The following is a 17,221-nucleotide window of genomic DNA, read 5'->3' on the forward strand; positions in this document are numbered from 1 at the left end:
CAAGCCGGCGCTTCATTTGATGTCATGATGACGCCCATGGCGCCAGCGCGGCGCTACTGGCAACGCGAGCGATCGCCTGCCGAACTCACGGCGGGCACGTTTGGCTTGAGCGCGCCCTAGACGCGCTTCAAGATTCCCTGACCGTCATTCCGGGGCGCGAGCAGCGTCAGCTGCGAGCGAGCCCGGAATCCATAACCACCGCAGGGGATATGGATTCCGGACTTGCTCGTTCTGACGAACTCGCAATCCGGAATGACGACGGCATTTGGGTTGGGCGTTCGATCCAAACCAAGAATACGCTATCGGCCGGCGGCGTAGGCCTGCATGCCGCGCGGATTGGCGGCAGCGCGACGATAGCCGCCATCCAGCGCAGCTGCGACCAGGCGGCCTTCCGACCAGTCCTCGCCGACTTCGACGACATGGCCGCGCCGGCGCAACTCCGCGATGGTTTCCGGCGACAGCCGACTTTCCACCACCAGCACGCCGGGTCGCGATTGCCGCGGCCAGAACGATGCCGGGAAATGCTCGCTGTGCCAGGCCGGCGCGTCGATCGCCTCCTGCAGATTCATCCCGGCGTGGACGTGGCGCAGGAAGAATTGCGGAATCCACTGGTCCTGCTGATCGCCGCCGGGCGAGCCCCAGGCCAGATACGGCTTGCCGTCGCGCAGCGCCATGGTCGGCGACAGCGTCGAGCGCGGCCGCTTGCCGGGCGCGAGCGCAGCCGGATGGCTTTCGTCGAGCCAAAACATCTGCGCCCTGGTGCCGAGCGCGAAGCCGAGTTCGGGAATGATCGGCGAACTCTGCAGCCAGCCTCCGGAAGGCGTCGCGGCAATCATGTTGCCGTCCTTGTCGACGATGTCGAAATGCACGGTGTCGCCGCGCACATTGCCCATCCGACCAACCGTCGGCTCACCGGCGCCGGAGGCCCCGACGGCAACTCGCGCGCCGCTCGACACCCGCGCGTCGACCTTGCCGGAGAAGCCGTCGATGCTGCCGGGGCGCAGCTCCATCGACGCCATCTCACCGATCTGCGCGCGGCGCACCGCGTTGTAGGCATCCGACAACAGAATCTCGACCGGCACGTCGGCGAATTTCGGATCGCCGTAGAACGCCTCGCGATCGGCAAACGCCAGCTTCGAGGCTTCGACCACCAGATGGATGAATTCCGGATCGACCGGGCTGAGCTTGTCGAGATCAAAACCCTTCAGGATCGCCAGTTGCTGCAGCGCGACCAGCCCTTGCGTCCATGGCCCGGCCTTCAGCATGCGGTAACGGCCGTAGTCATAGCCGATCGGCTGTTCGATGCTGGCCTGCCAATTCGCCATGTCCTGGCCGGTCAGCACGCCGGCGTGGCGGCGGCCGGTGACGTCCATCACCGGGCTCTTGCAGAATTTGTCGATCGCCTCGGCGACAAACCCCTCCGACCAGGTTTTTCGCGCAGCCTCAATCTGCACCACGCGACTGCCGCCGGTGGCGAGCGCCTCCTGCAGGATCCGCTGATAGGTGTCGGCCAACTTGGGGTTCTTGAACAGCATGCCCGGCGCCGGCACCTCGCCGTTCGGCAGAAACACCGCGGCCGAGGTCGGCCAGTGCTCGAGAAACAGCTGCTTGACGGTGGCGATGGTGGCGCTGGCGCGCTCGACCAGCGGATGGCCGTTGCGCGCATAGGAAATCGCCGGCGCCAGCACCTCGACCAGATCCATGGTGCCGTAATCGCGCAGCAGCAGCATCCAGCTGTCGAATGTGCCGGGGATGCAGGCCGCGAGCAATCCAGTGCCGGGCACCAGATCCAGCCCGAGCCCGCGGCAATGCGCGATGCTGAGGCCGGCGGGCGCAGTGCCCTGCCCGCAGATCACCTCGGTGCGGTCGCGCCTGGCGTCGTGCAGGATCACCGGCACGTCGCCACCGGGGCCGTTGAGATGCGGCTCCACCACCTGCAACACGAACGCCACCGCGCAGCCCGCGTCGAACGCGTTGCCGCCCTTCTCCAGGATCGACATGCCGACCGCGGTGGCGATCCAATGCGTCGAGGTCACCACGCCGAAGGTGCCGACGATTTCCGGGCGCGTGGTGAAGGCTGAAGGGTCGACGAAGCTCATCAAGTTTCCTTTGGCGGCAAAGGCCGCGTTACAGGCGCTGGCCGCCGCTGGCGTCGATCTGCTGGCCGGTGACCCAGCCGCCGGCGTCGGAGGCGAGGAACGCCACCACCTTGGCGATGTCGTCGGGCTGACCGACGCGGCCAAGCGCAATGGTCCCGGCGACCGCGCGGCTCGCCACCGGATCGCGCGCCGTCACGTTCATGTCGGTCGCGGTGGCGCCCGGCAGCACCGAATTCACCGTGATTTGCCGGGGACCTAGATGCTGCGCGAGCAGCCGGCTCAACGCCTCGAGGCCCGCCTTCGCCGGCGCATAGGCCGCCATCAGCGGATAGGCCGAGCGCGTTCCCATCGAGGAGACATTGACGATGCGGCCGCCGTTGCGCAGATGCGGCAGCAGCGCCTTGATGAGAAAGAACGGCGATTTCAGATTGGTCTGCAGCAGCCGATCGAAATCCTCCTCGGTGACGTCCTCGATGGTGGCGCGTTTGCTGAGGCCGGCATTGTTGACCAGAATATCGAATTGCGGACTACGAAACCGCGCGACTAACTCGGCCGACAGTCGTTCCGCCAGCGTCGCCGCGCCGCCCGTCGCCGACAGATCGGCCTGCAGCGCAAAGCCCGCGCCGCCCGCGGAGACGATGTCGTCGACGGTCTGCTTCGCTGCATCCTCGGCGGAATGGTAGTGCACCGCGACGGTCGCTCCCTCGCCAGCCAAGCGCATTGCAATCGCCCGGCCGATGCCGCGGCTCGCGCCGGTCACCAGCGCGATCTTGCCCGACAAGGCGCGCGTCATGCCGACCACCCGCGATTGGCTTCGAGCGTGCGGGCGCGATCGATCAGGCTCTTGCGGTCGATCTTGTTGGTGCCGGCCCATGGCAGTTCATGGACGAATTCGATCCGGCGCGGATGCTGATAGGCGGGGCCGTTGGCGATGGCGAATTGCCGGATCTCGTCGAAGCTCGGCGGCGCCTTGGCACGGCTGACGATGAAGGCGACCGGAACCTGGCTGCGCTCCTCGTCGGGCAGCGGCACCACCACGGCCTGCTGCACCTGCGGGTGCCGCTCCAGCAGCTTCTCGACCTCGCCCGGGTAGATGTTTTCGCCGGAGCACACGAACATGTCGTCGGCGCGGCCGACGAAGTAATAGAAGCCGTCGGCGTCGCGGCGCATCACGTCGCCGCTGTAGTACCAGCCGTCGGAGATCGCCTTCGCGGTCTGCTCCGGAAGGTTATGATAGCGCGGCATCAGCGCCGGATTGCGCATCAGCAACACGCCCTCGCTGTCGCTGCCGTTCACCAGTTGCACGCTGTCCGGATCGATCGGATAGCCGAGCGCCATCGGCGGCGTCGGGATGCCCTGCGGGTGCGGACCGAACACCGCCGGCCCGGCTTCGGTGGTGCCGTAACCGAGCGTGATGGTGACGTTGGGAAGCGCCTGCTGGATCTTGTCCCACAGCGCCATGGTCATCGGTGCCGATCCCAGCATCAAGCGCCGGATCGACGTGATGTCGTGGGTCGCCAGCAGCTCGTGCTCCTTGACGACGCGCGCCCACATCGTCGGCACCGCGTTGGCCGCGCTCACCTGATAGGTCGCGATCGCCTCGATGTAGCTGCGAACCTCGAACGACGGCAGCAGCACCACCGAGGCGTTCCTGGCAAAGATCGTCTTGATCGCAAACAGCCCGTTCATGTGAAACAGCGGTTGGGCGATGACGTAGCGTTCGTCGTCGCTGAGCGCGCCGCCGGTGCGCGTCGCGATTGCCCAGAGCTGGCCGGAGTGCGTCAGCGGCACGCCCTTGGGGCGGCCGGTGGAGCCTGAGGTGTAGAGCATCTGGCCGATTTCGTCGGGCGCAGCCTTGACGCTCTCGAACTCGCCGGGCTTGATCAGCGCGGCGAAACCACCATCATCGACATCGTCAAAATCGATCACCTGGATGCCGGCGCGCACCAGCGGCCGATGCGCCGCATCGACGAAGGCGAGCTCGATCCTGGCGTCGTCCATCACGTAATCGATGGTGTCGCGCGGCAGCTTGATGTTGACCGGAACCGCGATGCAGCCGGCACGCATGATGCCGAAATAGCAGACGATGTATTCGGCGCGATTGAACGACGCGATGGCGATATGGCTGCCGCGGGCATAACCCTGCTCGGTGAGATAGTTCGCCACGCCGTTAGCCAGCCGATCGATCTCGCGATGGCTGTAGCGCTTCGGATGATCGCGATCGACCAGATCGATGATCGCCTCGCGATCGAGGTCGCGCTCGCGGTCGACCAGGTCTCCGAGATTATGCCAACGCATCGGGTTCTCCAAAAAGCTCTGACGTGTCACTGGGCGGCGTCCACCAACGGCAACGCCGGGTGCTCCAGCAGATCGTAATGGCAGGCGACCTTCCGCCCGTCGTTCACCGGGCGCAGCATCGGGCGCTCCTGCCGGCAGCGCTCCTGCGCGTAGGGGCAGCGGGTATTGAAGCTGCACCCCGGAGGCGGATTGAGCGGGCTCGGCAATTCGCCCTGCAGGATGCTCTTGACGCGACGCCGCGCCAGCCGCGGATCGGCCACCGGCGCCGCTGCCAATAAGGCCTGGGTGTAGGGATGCGCCGGTTGACGCCAGACGTCCTCGCTGCGGCCGCTCTCGACGACGCGGCCGAGATACATCACGATCAAGCGGTCGGAGATATGCTCGACCACCGACAGATCGTGCGAGATGAACAGATAGGCCACGCCGGTCGACTGCTGCAGGTCTTCCAACAGATTGATCACCTGCGCGCGCACCGAGACGTCGAGCGCCGACACCGGCTCGTCGCAGATGATCACTTTCGGGCTCAAGGCCAAGGCGCGGGCAATGCCGAGCCGCTGCCGCTGCCCGCCGGAAAACTCGTGCGGATAGCGCTTCACCGCCTCCTTCGGCAGCCCGACCTTCTCCAACAGCTCAGTAACCCGATCGCGAATGTCACGGCGCGACCAGCCGGCGACGCTGAGCGGCTGGCCGACGATGGTGCCGACGTTGTGCCGCGGATTGAGCGAGCCGTAGGGATCCTGAAAGATCATCTGCATGGTCTTCCGCGCGTCCTTCAACGCGCGGCTCTGCATATGGCTGATGTCCTGGCCGTCGAGGATCACCAGGCCGTCGCAGGTCGGCACCAGCCGCATCACCGCCTTGCCGAGCGTCGACTTGCCACAGCCGGATTCGCCGACCAGGCCGACGGTCTCGCCGGCGTTGAGTTCGAAACTGACATCGTCGACCGCGCGCACGGTGCCCTGCGTGGTCTGGTACTGCACGCAAAGGCTAAGAACCGATAGCAGCGACATCGCGCGACAACTCCTCTTCGGCCGCGAAACAGGCGGCGGTGCGGTGGGGCAGCAGCGGCTTCAGCACCGGGCGCTCGGCGCGGCAGCGGTCGAAGGCGTCCGGGCAACGATTCTGGAATGCGCAGCCGGTCGGCAGGTTTTCCAGTGCCGGCACGCTGCCGGTGATCTCGACCAGTCGGTCGCCTTGGCGCTGTGCCGACGGCGTGGCGCCGAGCAGGCCGCGGGTGTAGCGATGCAGTGGCCGTTCGAACAGGCCCTCGACCGGCGCCTCCTCGACCTTGCGGCCGGCATACATCACCACCACGCGGTCCGCGGTTTCCGCGACCACGCCGAGATCGTGGGTGATGATGATCAGCCCCATGCCGGTATCGGTCTGCACGTCTTTCATCAAATCGAGGATCTGCGCCTGGATGGTGACATCGAGCGCGGTGGTCGGCTCATCGGCGATCAACAGCTTCGGGCCGCAGGCGATCGCCATCGCGATCATCACCCGCTGGCTCATGCCGCCGGACATCTGATGCGGATAATCGTTGAGCCGGCGCTCGGCGTCCGGGATCCGCACCCGCCGCAGCATCTCCACCGCGCGATTCGACGCCTCCTTGCGCGAGACGTCGGCGTGGCAGCGGATCGCCTCGATCAGCTGATCGCCGATGGTGATCACCGGGTTCAGCGAGGTCATCGGATCCTGGAAGATCATCGAAATGTCCTTGCCGCGGACCCGCTGCATCTCGCGATCGGAAAGGCCCGCGAGGTCGCGGCCCATGAAGCGGATCGCACCGCCGACGATCTTGGCGGGCGGCTCCGGCAACAGCCGCATCACCGACAGCGCGGCGAGCGATTTGCCGCAGCCGGATTCACCGACGATCGCCAGCGTCTCGCCGGCCGACACCGTCAACGACAGCCCGTCGATCGCCGGCAGCACGCCGCGCCGGGTGAATAGCGACACTTCGAGTTTGTCGATTTCCAGCAGCGGCGCGGATGGTGCGAGCGCAATGGCGGCCATCAGCGGTCCCTCAGCTTCGGGTTGAGCGCATCGTTGAGGCCGTCGCCGACCAGATTGAGCGCCAGCACGGTGAGCATGATCGCCAAGCCCGGCACCGCGCAGATGTACCAGGAGCTGCGGATCAAGGTGCGGCCGTCGCCGATCAGCCGGCCCCAGCTCGAGACGTTGGGATCGCCGAGCCCGAGGAACGACACCGCGGATTCGAACAGCACCGCGCCGGCGATCACCAGCGACGACAGCACGATCACCGGCGGCAGCGCGTTCGGCAGTATCTCGCCGAACATGATGCGCAGATTGCCCATCCCCATCGCCCGACAGGCCTGGACGAATTCGCGGTCGCGCAGCGACATGAATTCCGCCCGCGTCAGTCGGGCGATCGGCGTCCAAGTGACGATGCCGACCGCGATGGTGACGTATTCGATCTTCTGGCCCAGGATCGCAACGATGGTCAGCACGAAGATCAGGTTGGGGATGGTCTGGAATAATTCGGTGAACCGCATCAACAGCTCGTCGACCCAGCCGCCGAAATACGCCGCGGTGGCGCCGACGCTGATCCCGATGATGGTCGCGGTCAGGCTGGCGCAAACCCCGATCAGCAAGGTGGTGCGCGCGCCATAGGCGATCATCGCGGCGATGTCGCGGCCGAGCGAGTCGGTGCCGAGCGGATAGCGCGATGACACGAACGGCCAGATCTCCGGCTTGCCGACGATCCGCAACGGATTGCGCGGAAACAGCCAGGGCGCCGCGAGCGCCACGCCGATCACCAGGATCACCAGCGCGAAGCCGACCAGCGCCGCGCGGTTGCGGGCGAAACGGCGGGCGAAATCGATGGTCAAGCTCAGCATGCGTTACCTCGCCCGAATGCGCGGATCGAGCCGCAGATAGATCAGATCGACCGCGGCGTTGGACACCGCGACCAGCAGCGAGCCCAGCACCAGCACGCCGAGCACCATCGGAAAGTTCCGGCTCATCACGCTGTCGAACAACAGGCTGCCGATGCCGGGCCAGCTGAACACCGCCTCGATCACCACGCTGCCGCCCAGGATGGTGCCGAGCTGCAGGCCGAGCAGCGTCACGATCGGCAACAGCGCGTTGCGCATCACATGCGAGATCACCACGCGGCTGCGGGACAGCCCCTTGGCGCGCGCGGTGCGGACGAAATCCAGCCGGAACACCTCGAGCATCGAGGCCCGCATCACCCTCGCATAGGTCGCGGCGTAGAACAGCCCGAGCGCGGTCGCCGGCAGCACCAGATGGTGCATCACGTCGAGCGCATCGCCGAATGTGCCCTGGTCCGAACCGATGGTACGCATCCCGCCGACCGGAAACCACCCGAGCTTCACCGCGAACAGCACGGTCATCATGATGCCGAGCCAGAAGCTCGGCGCCGCGAAGAAGAACACCGCGCCGAGCGAGATCAGGTTGTCCCAAATGGTGTTGACCTTGACCGATGCCAGCACGCCTGCGGTGATACCGACCAGCAGCGCGATCCCGGTGGCCGACAGCATCAAAATCACCGTGGACGGCAACTGCTCGAGGATGACGTCGAGCACCGGCGCGTTCTGCCGGTAGGAAAAGCCCAGATCGAGCCGCATCACCGACCAGATGTATTTGGCGAGCTGCACCGAGGTCGGCTGATCGACGCCGTAAGTGTGGCGCAGCTGATCGAGCATCGCCGGGTCGGTGACCTGCTGCTCCGAGGTCATGACGTCGAACAGGCTGCCTGGCGCCAGATGGATCAGCATGAAGTTGAGCACGATCACCCCGAGGATCAGCGGGATGATCTGAAGAAGGCGGCGAATGATGATGCGACGCACGTTGCCTCCCTTGTCAGCGATCGAGCCAGAGTTCAGCCCAGCTCTCACCCATGAAGTCCGCGGTCTTCGAATGATCCCGCACGTCGGAGCGCACGATCGTCACCGGCTCGAGATCGACCATCGGCAGGATCGGCGCCTCGCTGGTGGCCAGGCGATCGAACTCCTTGGCGAGCGCGATGCGCTTCGGCTCGTCGGTCTCCACCGTCATGCTGGCGACGATCTTGTCGAGCTCCGGATTGGAATAGCCGGTGGCATTGCGGAACGCCGCGCCCTTCACGATGCCGTCGGTGGTGTAATATTGCGTGGTGGTGGGGACCAACTCGACCCCCCCGGTATTGTTCGAGATCGCCACGTCGTAATCGTAATCGGTGTAGATCCGCTTCAGCGAGGTGGCGCGATCCGGCACCGCGAGGTCGACAGTGATATCGAGGTCCTCGAACGCCTGTTTGACGTATTGTCCCATCTTGACGTTTTCTTCGAACCAGCCGGCCGACACCAGGCTGAGCTTGAAGCGCGAACCGCCCTTCACCGGATAGCCCGCGGCATCCAGCATCGACGCCGCTTTCTTGACGTCGAACGGATAGGCCTGAACGTCCTTGGTGAAGAAGATCGAGTTGGAATTGTGCACCACGCCGACCGACGGCTTGGCGCGGCCGAAGAAGATCGTCTCGGAGATGAATTCGCGATCGATCGCCATCATCAGCGCCTGGCGGACTTCGCGCTTCTTGAAGATCTCGCGGCGCTGGTTGAATTCCACGGTCGCGATCCAGGCCGAGTTCGCATAGCCCTTGGTCTCGGCGATGAACTTGCCGCCGGCGGTGAGCCGCGCGATCTCCGGATAGGGAATCGGGTTGAAGGTGCCGATATCGAGCTGGCCGGCCTCGAACGCGGCCGACCGCGACGCCGGATCGCGCCACCAGCGGATCACCAGCTTGTCGAGATAGGGCAGCCCCGGGTTCCAATAGCTCTCGTTGCGGGCGTATTCGACGTGGCTGCCGCGCACCCATTCCTTGACCTTGAACGGGCCGGTGCCGATCGGCGTGTTGTTGATCGGATTGGTGATGATGTTGCTGCCGGCGTAGATGTGCTTGGGGATCACCAGGCCGGCTTTGCCGGATAGCACCGATTTGAGGAAGAACTCCGGCACCGGCGCCTTGAACTTCAGCACCACGGTCAACGGATCGACGGCTTCCGCGGCTTCGAGCGTCACCAGCGACACGCCCGCCGAGATCGGCTTCCAATATTCCATCGCGTTGAACACGACGTCGTCGGCGCTGAACGGCTTGCCGTCGTGCCAGGTCACCTTGTCGCGCAGCTTGATGGTGTAGCTGCGGAAGTCGGGCGCCGGCGTGACCGAGAGCGCCAGCACCGGCTCGAATTTCAGATCGACGGTGAGCCGCAACAGCCGCTCGACCACCTTGGTCGAGGTGAAATACGGGCTCGAACCGCCGCCGGCGGGCACGAACAGCGACTGCGGTTCGAACCCGCCCCAGGTGCCGATCAGCGTGCCGCCGCGCTTCGGCGTCGCGGCCAGCGCGGCGGAACTGCCGAGCCGGCTCGCCAACACCACACCCGCAGTTGTCAGCAGAAAGTCACGTCTCGAAAACCTGCTCATCTGTATTCCTTACGTTGCGAGTGCGTCGAACCTGGCTCGGGTACTGCGTTGCGGGGCTTACGGTGTCATTTCGACTCCAGCGTCGAATAGGTGCCGCGTCCGATCGCCAGCAGCGCGCCCTTTTCGTCGAACACGTCGACATCGGCGACGCCGACGCTCTTGCCGGCGCGGCGCACCCGCGACACCGCCACCAGCGCGGTGTCGACCGCCGGCTTCAGGTAATCGACCCGGAAATTGACGGTCGGCAGGCCGCGGCCGACCATCATGCCGACGGCGAAATCGCCGACGGTGTCGATCAGCGACGCGATCACGCCGCCATGCCATTGCTTGGAGCCCGGACGGCGCTCGAATTCGGCGCGCATCGGCGAACGAATCGTCACCTCCTGCTTCTCCGGATCGGCCGACACCACGGTCAATCCGAGAAACGTGTTGAACGGCGAGGCATCGAGCAGCGCCTGGATTTGCGCCGCGGTCAGCGGCTCGGGCTTGCTCATGGCGTCACCACGACTTTGCCGAACACCGCGCGGTCTTCGATCACCCGCACCGCCTCCTTCGCCTCCTCCAGCGGATAGGATTTGTCGATCAGCACCTTGAGCTTGCCGCTCTCGACCAGATCGAACAGTTTCGGCAGATCGTCGCGTTCCCAGCCGTTGGAGCCGAGAATCTGCAATTCGAAGGTCCAGATGAAGCGCAGGTCTTCCTGCGGCGAATAGCCTGCGGTGGCACCGCAGGTCAGCAGGCGGCCGCCAACCTTGAGCACGCGCATCGACTTCACCCAGGTGTCGCCGCCGGTGAAATTCACCACCACGTCGACGCCGCCGCTTTCGACGAAACGCCGACGATGCGGCTTGCCGTGGCGCTCGAACACCGTCTTCATGAAATCGGCTTGGGTGTACAGGATGATCTCGTCGGCACCGAGTTCAGTCAGCCGGCGGCCCTTCTCTTCGCTGCCGGCGCAGGCTATGACATAGGCGCCGGCGAGCTTGGCGAGCTGCACGCAGCACACGCCGACGCCGCCGCTGGCGCCGAGGATCAGCACCTTCTCGCCGGCCTTGATTTTGCCGATGGTGTTCATCATCCGGATCGCGGTGCCATAGGCCACCGGCAAGGCCGCGGCCTGCTCGAAGGTCACCGCGTCGGGAATCTTCACCAATTGATGCGCCTTGGCGCGGCAATATTCCGCGAGCCCGCCGTCCTGGGTCTCGCCCATCAGGCCGCCCTCGACGCGGTTGACCGGATCGATCAGCACCCGGTCGCCGATCTTCCAGCCGTCGACGCCGGCGCCGAGTTCGCTGATCTCGCCGACCACGTCGAGCCCGATGATCACCGGCAGCGGCACCTTGATGCCCGGCATGCCGCGACGGGTGAAGACGTCGTGATAATTGATCGAAGAAGCCTTCACCTTGACGACGACGTCGCCCTCGCCGGCTTTCGGCGTCGGATAATCCGCGACGAATTGCAGTTTGTCGTTGTCGCCGTGTTCGTGAAGGACTACCGCTCGCATGTGCTGTTTCTCTCCGCTTTTAGGCTGCTGTTGTGGCTGCGAGGGACCAGGTCGTCAGTCCCTCGATGGCCTGTTGGGTAATCGAGATCGCTTGTTGGGTGGTTTCGCCGCGCCAATGCGACGACACCGGCACGAAGCAGTCGTGCAGGTCGGCGCGCAGCATGCGAACCCGTTCGCTGTCGGCTTCGGCCTTGAATTTCAGCCATTGATCGAGCCGCAGCGCGTGGCGGACGTGCGGACCGCGGGTGCCGAATTCGATCACCGCGCCGACCATCGGCCGGCCGCCGAGAAATTGGGTCAGGCCGTGAAACACCAGCCCCTGATAGTTCGGCCGCGCCACATTGTGCGGCCGCTGCCCGACGATACGGTCCTTGCCCCACCAACGCACGGCTTCGGCATGCAACGCGCCGCCCTCGTCGTTGAAGCAAAGAAAGAAGGATTTCGCCCAGTCGCCGATTCCGGTGTGCCAATCGATGAAGCCGACGCGCTCAGCCGCGCCGAGATGATCGGCGACGATGCTCTGCAGCGCGAGGTTCGACCATTCGCGCTGGTTGCCGCCATAATTGGTGCCCTGCGGAAATTCGTATTGGCCCCTCGCCTGCGCATCGAACAGCGCATCGGCGCCGTGGGTCGCCTGGAACGCCGAGACGGCTTCGGTGTAAGGCGCGAGCGCGGCCGGGGTCCACTCGTTCGGAACCTGATGCGTATAGAGCGTGGCATAGCCCGGATTGGCGGGATACGGCGCGTCGTGGTCGATGAAATTGCGGTTCAGATCGACGTTGTTCTCGGTGGTCCGCGTTCCCCAGGCGAACCCATACGGATTGAGCGCGTGCACGAACAGCACGGACACGCCGCGCGGCAGCGCCCGGGCAAACTCGCTCTGCATCCAGCCGATCTGCGCGGCCGAGCCGCTGAGGCCTTCCAGACCATGGGTGCCGCTGATGATCACGAGCTGCGACGGCGCCTTCGGGTCGCCGAGCCGCGCCACGTCGATCGCGAGCGCTTCGCCGTCCGGGCCGGTCTTGCTGGGATGCCGATATTGCGACAGCGCGCAACCGAGCGCCTCGGCGGCGGCGACGAACTTGCGGCGCGCGCCGTTGTAATCCAGCGCGAAGCTCTGGGTGAAATCGGGCGTCATGACCGGGCTCATACGGTGAATCCGAGCGCGACGTTGGCGGCGTCTTGGTGCGACACGATGATGCCACCGGCATAGCTCTGGTATGCGATCGACGCCGCATCGAACACCGCGCGCGGCGCATCCAGCGAGGCCACCTTGAACACCAGCGCGACCATGCGGTCGGAACCGTCGCCGCTTTGCAGCGCCGCCCCCGCATAACGCGCCGCGACCGCGTCGGGCTGCAACACCAGCACGGTAGCCGCGCCGGCGCGAAACGACACCCCGCCCGTGATCTGCGCCAACAGGCCCGGCCCAAACATCTGCTCGTAAAGCGCGGCCGTCCGCGCCGGATTTTGCGCAGCGATGACGAATTCGGCGATCCCGGTGACGCCGTTGCGATGGCGTTGCCATTCCGGCCGCCACACCAGTTCGGGCGTATCGTGATGGCAGAAGAAAGTGCGTCCGTTCTCGACTTGCTCGCCGCTGACACGAATGACCTTGAATCGCGCGTCATGCGTGCCGTCGGGCAATGCAACCGGGCGGGCGAAGCTCATCGGCGGCTGCACCGGCACGTCGCGAGCCTTCAGCGTGGAATAGACGAGATCGGCATCGACCGATTTGAACACCAGCCCGGTCAGCCCCGCGGGATGCGCCCACAGATCGGCGCGCTGGGTCTCGCGGCCCGGCAGATAGCCGAGCAGTTCCAGATAATCGTGGCCGAAGATCGCCAGATTGTTGCTGGAGCCCAGCGTGTGGTGGCCGCGTTCGGTGAGCTGGAAGCCGAGCCTGGTGTACTGCGCTGCCGCCGCGTCCAGTTCCCCCATCACATTGATGACGACGTGATCGAGAACGGGTCGGATCTGATCGAGGGCGGCAACCGTATCGCTCATACTTTTTCTGCCTTAGCTTCGTTCACGGGAGATTGGCAAGACGATTGGCTTCACGACTTGCTGATGACGGCCGCCGGGTCATGCGGCGCGGGGCCGCGGCGCCAGCTTGGCCATCGAGAATTCGATCGCGGCGTCGGCATGCAGCAATGTCGAATCGAACACCGGCAGATCGATGTGCTCGGGACCGATCAGCAGGCCGATTTCGGTGCAGCCCAGGATCACACAGTCGGCGCCCTCGGCTTTACCCTGCCCGATCACGCCGAGATACAGGTTCCGCGACGCGTCGCTAACAATGCCCTGACACAATTCGTCGAAGATGATGTCGTGGATCACCGTCCGGCCGTCGGCGTCCGGAATCACCGGATCGAGACCGAAACGCTCGCGCAGTCGCTCCACGTAAAAGTCCTGTTCCATGGTGTAGCGGGTGGCCAGCAACAGCGGGCGGCGCAACCCCTCGGCCTTCACCGCCTCGGCGGTGACGTCGGCGATATGCAACAGCGGGATCGAGACCGCCTGCTGCACCTCGTCGGCGAGCTTGTGCATGGTGTTGGTGCAGATCAGCAGACAGCTGGCGCCGCCCTGTTCGAGCACGCGGGCGATGTCGGCCAGGATCTGGCAGGCCTCGTCCCAATGGCCCTGCTTCTGCAGGCTGACGATGGCGTCGAAATCGATCGACCGCATCAGAATGTCCGCCGAGTGCAATCCGCCAAGCCGGGTGCGGATCTGCTCGTTCAATCGGCGATAATACACTGCAGTGCTTTCCCAACTCATTCCGCCAATCAAACCGATCGTCTGCATCGTGCTGTCCATTCCACATCACATTTCTGCCTTGGCGAAACAGTAGCAGCGGCATCGCGCAATCGGATGGCGTTTTCCGTAAGCCTAAACTGCTATCCAGGGTGGAAATTGGCGTTGTTGCGGCGATCCGAGGAATAGAATTTCGCTTCTTGCACCGCCGGCAGGCCAGGCTTGCTGGACCTGTCGTTCCCGCGGCGCGTCGTCACGCCTCCACGAGGACGATTCGGCGCGCCGACCGCGCGGAGGCTGCGGACGCGATGATCCGCGCCTGCGGCATTCCGTCCGGTGCGCGATGCGCGAGCCTGACGACGGGCCAGCGGATCGCCGCGATTAGGAACAAGCGCATCATCCCGATGTTGTCCGGCCTCATATCGCTCGGAGACCAGCCGGGCGCAAAATCTGGCGCGCGCGCAGTCTGTCGCAGGCCGTCGACGAATTCAGCCGACGGCGCGCTGTCACGCGACCGCAGCGCTTCAGTGAGGCGGCGGCCGCTTCAGGTGCAAATAGTCCGGGCTGAATTGTCCGATCTCAGCGAGCCGCTTCCAATCCTCGACGTGCAGTTCGCCACGAACGAAGTCCGCGGATTTCGAATCGCGAATCTCCTGCAGAGTGCGATTGACGGTGGCGATCGACATCCCCAGCGTTTCGCCGAGTTGCACCAGAGTGATCGGCGCTGCAAACCGGCTCTCCACGTTCAAGCCGGAAGCCCGCGCGCGATAGAACAGCTCGCAGAACAGGTGGGCCATCCGGGCCGGCATGGTTCGGGCGCTGTTGTTGGTGATCGCCTCGCGGAAGATCGCGGCGTCGATCAGGGTTTCCCGCCAGATCGCAAAGCCGATGGTCGGCCGGTGTTGGAACGCGGCGAGCAGCTCCTTGTGCGGGATCGATGCGATCAACGCCGGCCCGATCGCGCACACCGAATGATCCATCTTGTCGACGAACAGCGCCTGCGAGTCCGGCATGTCGCCGGCCATGTGAAACGACAGATACTGCCTGCGGCCGTTCGACAGCAGATGATAGCGGGCGACCATCCCGGCAAGGACGACGGCGGAGACCTCCGGCCTGTCGCCCTGCCTGATCAGCTCTTCATCGGCGTCGAGTTGCCGAACCGAATGACTGATCGCATTGAGTGTGGCGAGATCGTCGGCGGCGAGGCGGGAATGCTCCCTCAGCTTGCGGATAAGAACCTGATGGGCTCGCGCCAAATCATCCTCCAAACAATTCCGTTGGCAGATCAAATGATACGTCGCCGTCGCATTCGGTGGATTAGGTTAGCATGAATTCGCCGCCTGCCCAGTGACCTGCGCTGCCGATCGTCGGCTCCGGGACGTCACGCAGGCCCGAGCGAGTGCAGAGGTTGCCGATGGACGTCTCGCGCTGCCTGAAATGCAAGAAGCGCCTGATGGCGATGACCGACCGCACCGGCCGCATCACGCTGGCTTGCCTGAAATGCGACAACGTCGATCCGATGAAGACCGACGCGGTGAAATGGGCCAATAGCAGTCTGGCCCGGCCGGGGTCGGGCTCGATCATGCCCCTGCTCGACAAAGACTAGACCGCCCGCGCCTCGCCGCGACGTCGAGCGCTTCGCGGAGCCACCGATCGTTGCCCCGCAACGGCTGCTTAACCATTTGCTCACCGCGCGCAAGCGTGGCCGGCTTCTCCCGGTTGCGCTTCGGTCCGCCCCCGTGGCGCGTAGAAACGTCGCTGCACGCGCATGTTTCTTGACAACCCGGAGCGAGTGCCTCACGCTCGCATCTGCGAAGGCGGTGGAACCGGGTTGACCAATACGCAGCGATCCGGGATCAAAACGAGCCGCGGTCGCCCGCGGAGTGGTCATCTTTCCGATCCACGATATCGGTTACAGTGTCACGCGGTTACAGTGTCACGGCGGTTATGGTGTCACGGCCTTGCGGCATTCCGCCACAACGGATCTCCGACGGCCGAAATGCTTGGTCTGTGCGCGGCCTGTTACTAGTAATCTGGGCGCGGCGTTGTCTTGGTTGCCCTGCGCGGTCCGCGATCGAGGCGGCCGCCGACGTCCGTCCGATTGCAGCGGCGGTCGCTGCTCGCGACGGGATCGGCGATGCGGCGGCGGCTCCGCTTTTGCGATGTGGTCGGACTAGCGTCGATTCGGGCGTGCTGTGTAACGACTGCGGGGCATCATCGCACGGCGCTCCGCAAACCATTGCTTCCGAAATTATCGCTCACGAGGTGGCCTCATGAATATTCAACTGCCGAACACCATCGACATCGATGCGGCCGCCGCGATTCCCAGCGATCCATGGCGGGACTTCACGCCCGGCAACTGGACCCGCGAGATCGACGTTCGTGATTTCATCCAGAAGAACGTGACGCCGTGGATCGGCGATGCGGCGTTCCTGGTGCCGGCGACGGCGCGCACCCAGGCGCTGTGGACCAAGCTGAAGGATCTGTTGCAGCAGGAGCGTGACCATGGCGGCGTGCTCGAGGTCGACGCCACGACCTTCGCCTCGATCGTGGCGCACGGCTCGGGCTACATCGACCGCGAGCTCGAACAGATCGTCGGGCTGCAGACCGATGCGCCGTTGAAGCGCGCGATCATGCCGTTCGGCGGCTGGCGCATGGTCAAGAACGGCCTCGAGGCCTACGGCCTGAAGCCCGATGCGAGCTTCGAGAAGATCTTCCCCGGCATCCGCAAGACCCATAACGACGCGGTATTCGACGTCTACTCGCCGGACGCGGTGAAGTGCCGCAAATCCGGCATCATCACCGGGCTGCCCGACGCCTATGGCCGCGGCCGCATCATCGGCGATTATCGTCGCGTCGCGCTGTATGGCGTCGCCCGGCTGATCGCCGACAAGAAGGAGCAGGCCGCAAGCCTCGACATCGACGCGCTCGACGATGCCGTGCTGCGCCTGCGCGAGGAGATCGCCGAACAGATCCGCGCGCTGAAGGAACTGGTGACGATGGCGAAGAGCTACGGCTTTGATCTGTCGAAGCCGGCGCTGACCGCCCGCGAGGCGATCCAGTGGACTTACTTCGCGTACCTCGCCGCGGTGAAGGAATCCAACGGCGCGGCGATGTCGCT

Annotated in this window: 16 protein-coding genes; 2 read left to right on the forward strand and 14 right to left on the reverse strand. The window is 65.0% G+C overall.

Annotated elements, in window-relative coordinates:
• Positions 1–299 precede the first annotated feature (299 nt).
• The 14 genes from HNR60_RS14235 to HNR60_RS14300 form a co-directional block, all read right to left on the reverse strand.
• Positions 300–2,099, reverse strand: a complete 1,800-nt coding sequence (locus HNR60_RS14235) for a gamma-glutamyltransferase family protein (protein WP_184258535.1) — start codon at positions 2,097–2,099, stop codon at positions 300–302.
• A 28-nt stretch (positions 2,100–2,127) separates the two neighbouring features.
• The gene (locus HNR60_RS14240) at positions 2,128–2,892 is read right to left on the reverse strand and encodes an SDR family oxidoreductase (protein WP_184258537.1); all 765 of its coding nucleotides are present in this window, start codon (positions 2,890–2,892) and stop codon (positions 2,128–2,130) included.
• Positions 2,889–4,397, reverse strand: a complete 1,509-nt coding sequence (locus HNR60_RS14245) for a class I adenylate-forming enzyme family protein (RefSeq protein WP_184258539.1) — start codon at positions 4,395–4,397, stop codon at positions 2,889–2,891. Before HNR60_RS14245 ends, HNR60_RS14240 begins: the two co-directional genes overlap by 4 nt.
• A 26-nt stretch (positions 4,398–4,423) precedes the next feature.
• Positions 4,424–5,407 (reverse strand): ABC transporter ATP-binding protein, encoded by a 984-nt coding sequence (locus HNR60_RS14250; RefSeq protein ID WP_184258541.1) that lies wholly within the window; start codon positions 5,405–5,407, stop codon positions 4,424–4,426.
• Complete coding sequence (locus HNR60_RS14255; protein WP_184258543.1) at positions 5,385–6,410, reverse strand: ABC transporter ATP-binding protein; 1,026 nt, start codon at positions 6,408–6,410, stop codon at positions 5,385–5,387. The genes HNR60_RS14250 and HNR60_RS14255 overlap by 23 nt, the downstream gene beginning before the upstream one ends.
• Entirely contained in the window at positions 6,410–7,255 is an 846-nt protein-coding gene (locus HNR60_RS14260; RefSeq protein ID WP_184258545.1) for an ABC transporter permease, read from the reverse strand. Before HNR60_RS14260 ends, HNR60_RS14255 begins: the two co-directional genes overlap by 1 nt.
• A 3-nt stretch (positions 7,256–7,258) precedes the next feature.
• On the reverse strand, positions 7,259–8,227 hold the full coding sequence (locus tag HNR60_RS14265; RefSeq protein ID WP_184258547.1) for an ABC transporter permease subunit: 969 nt from the start codon (positions 8,225–8,227) through the stop codon (positions 7,259–7,261).
• A gap of 13 nt (positions 8,228–8,240) precedes the next feature.
• A complete protein-coding gene (locus HNR60_RS14270) occupies positions 8,241–9,842 on the reverse strand; it encodes an ABC transporter substrate-binding protein (protein WP_184258549.1) in 1,602 nt (533 codons plus the stop codon).
• A 65-nt stretch (positions 9,843–9,907) separates the two neighbouring features.
• The gene (locus tag HNR60_RS14275; protein ID WP_184258551.1) at positions 9,908–10,336 is read right to left on the reverse strand and encodes a PaaI family thioesterase; all 429 of its coding nucleotides are present in this window, start codon (positions 10,334–10,336) and stop codon (positions 9,908–9,910) included.
• A complete protein-coding gene (locus tag HNR60_RS14280) occupies positions 10,333–11,346 on the reverse strand; it encodes a quinone oxidoreductase family protein (RefSeq protein WP_184258553.1) in 1,014 nt (337 codons plus the stop codon). The genes HNR60_RS14275 and HNR60_RS14280 overlap by 4 nt, the downstream gene beginning before the upstream one ends.
• Before the next feature lie 19 nt (positions 11,347–11,365).
• Complete coding sequence (locus HNR60_RS14285) at positions 11,366–12,484, reverse strand: M14 family metallopeptidase (RefSeq protein WP_246432948.1); 1,119 nt, start codon at positions 12,482–12,484, stop codon at positions 11,366–11,368.
• A gap of 8 nt (positions 12,485–12,492) precedes the next feature.
• A complete protein-coding gene (locus HNR60_RS14290; protein ID WP_184258557.1) occupies positions 12,493–13,353 on the reverse strand; it encodes a VOC family protein in 861 nt (286 codons plus the stop codon).
• Between the two features lie 78 nt (positions 13,354–13,431).
• Positions 13,432–14,151: an aspartate/glutamate racemase family protein gene (locus HNR60_RS14295; RefSeq protein WP_184258559.1), complete on the reverse strand. Its 720-nt coding sequence runs from the start codon at positions 14,149–14,151 to the stop codon at positions 13,432–13,434.
• Positions 14,152–14,624: 473 nt separating this feature from the next.
• The gene (locus HNR60_RS14300; RefSeq protein WP_184258561.1) at positions 14,625–15,356 is read right to left on the reverse strand and encodes a Crp/Fnr family transcriptional regulator; all 732 of its coding nucleotides are present in this window, start codon (positions 15,354–15,356) and stop codon (positions 14,625–14,627) included.
• A gap of 158 nt (positions 15,357–15,514) precedes the next feature.
• Here HNR60_RS14300 and HNR60_RS14305 point away from each other — a divergent pair, with 158 nt between their 5' ends.
• Together HNR60_RS14305 and HNR60_RS14310 are read left to right on the forward strand one after the other, a co-directional pair.
• Positions 15,515–15,706, forward strand: a complete 192-nt coding sequence (locus HNR60_RS14305) for a hypothetical protein (protein WP_184258563.1) — start codon at positions 15,515–15,517, stop codon at positions 15,704–15,706.
• 667 nt (positions 15,707–16,373) lie between these two features.
• A partial coding sequence (locus tag HNR60_RS14310; protein WP_283810647.1) for a pyruvate formate lyase family protein occupies positions 16,374–17,221 on the forward strand: 848 nt, incomplete at its 3' end.

Origin of the sequence: Rhodopseudomonas rhenobacensis, from assembly GCF_014203125.1 — a bacterium.
Lineage (GTDB): Bacteria > Pseudomonadota > Alphaproteobacteria > Rhizobiales > Xanthobacteraceae > Rhodopseudomonas_A > Rhodopseudomonas_A rhenobacensis.

What these genes read in the sequence shown, in the direction of transcription:
- HNR60_RS14235 (WP_184258535.1), bottom strand. Translation starts at nt 2,099, where the DNA reads ATGAGCTTCGTCGACCCTTCAGCCTTCACCACGCGCCCGGAAATCGTC.
- HNR60_RS14240 (WP_184258537.1), bottom strand. Translation starts at nt 2,892, where the DNA reads ATGACGCGCGCCTTGTCGGGCAAGATCGCGCTGGTGACCGGCGCGAGC.
- HNR60_RS14245 (WP_184258539.1), bottom strand. Translation starts at nt 4,397, where the DNA reads ATGCGTTGGCATAATCTCGGAGACCTGGTCGACCGCGAGCGCGACCTC.
- HNR60_RS14250 (WP_184258541.1), bottom strand. Translation starts at nt 5,407, where the DNA reads ATGTCGCTGCTATCGGTTCTTAGCCTTTGCGTGCAGTACCAGACCACG.
- HNR60_RS14255 (WP_184258543.1), bottom strand. Translation starts at nt 6,410, where the DNA reads ATGGCCGCCATTGCGCTCGCACCATCCGCGCCGCTGCTGGAAATCGAC.
- HNR60_RS14260 (WP_184258545.1), bottom strand. Translation starts at nt 7,255, where the DNA reads ATGCTGAGCTTGACCATCGATTTCGCCCGCCGTTTCGCCCGCAACCGC.
- HNR60_RS14270 (WP_184258549.1), bottom strand. Translation starts at nt 9,842, where the DNA reads ATGAGCAGGTTTTCGAGACGTGACTTTCTGCTGACAACTGCGGGTGTG.
- HNR60_RS14275 (WP_184258551.1), bottom strand. Translation starts at nt 10,336, where the DNA reads ATGAGCAAGCCCGAGCCGCTGACCGCGGCGCAAATCCAGGCGCTGCTC.
- HNR60_RS14280 (WP_184258553.1), bottom strand. Translation starts at nt 11,346, where the DNA reads ATGCGAGCGGTAGTCCTTCACGAACACGGCGACAACGACAAACTGCAA.
- HNR60_RS14285 (WP_246432948.1), bottom strand. Translation starts at nt 12,484, where the DNA reads ATGACGCCCGATTTCACCCAGAGCTTCGCGCTGGATTACAACGGCGCG.
- HNR60_RS14290 (WP_184258557.1), bottom strand. Translation starts at nt 13,353, where the DNA reads ATGAGCGATACGGTTGCCGCCCTCGATCAGATCCGACCCGTTCTCGAT.
- HNR60_RS14295 (WP_184258559.1), bottom strand. Translation starts at nt 14,151, where the DNA reads ATGCAGACGATCGGTTTGATTGGCGGAATGAGTTGGGAAAGCACTGCA.
- HNR60_RS14305 (WP_184258563.1), top strand. Translation starts at nt 15,515, where the DNA reads ATGGACGTCTCGCGCTGCCTGAAATGCAAGAAGCGCCTGATGGCGATG.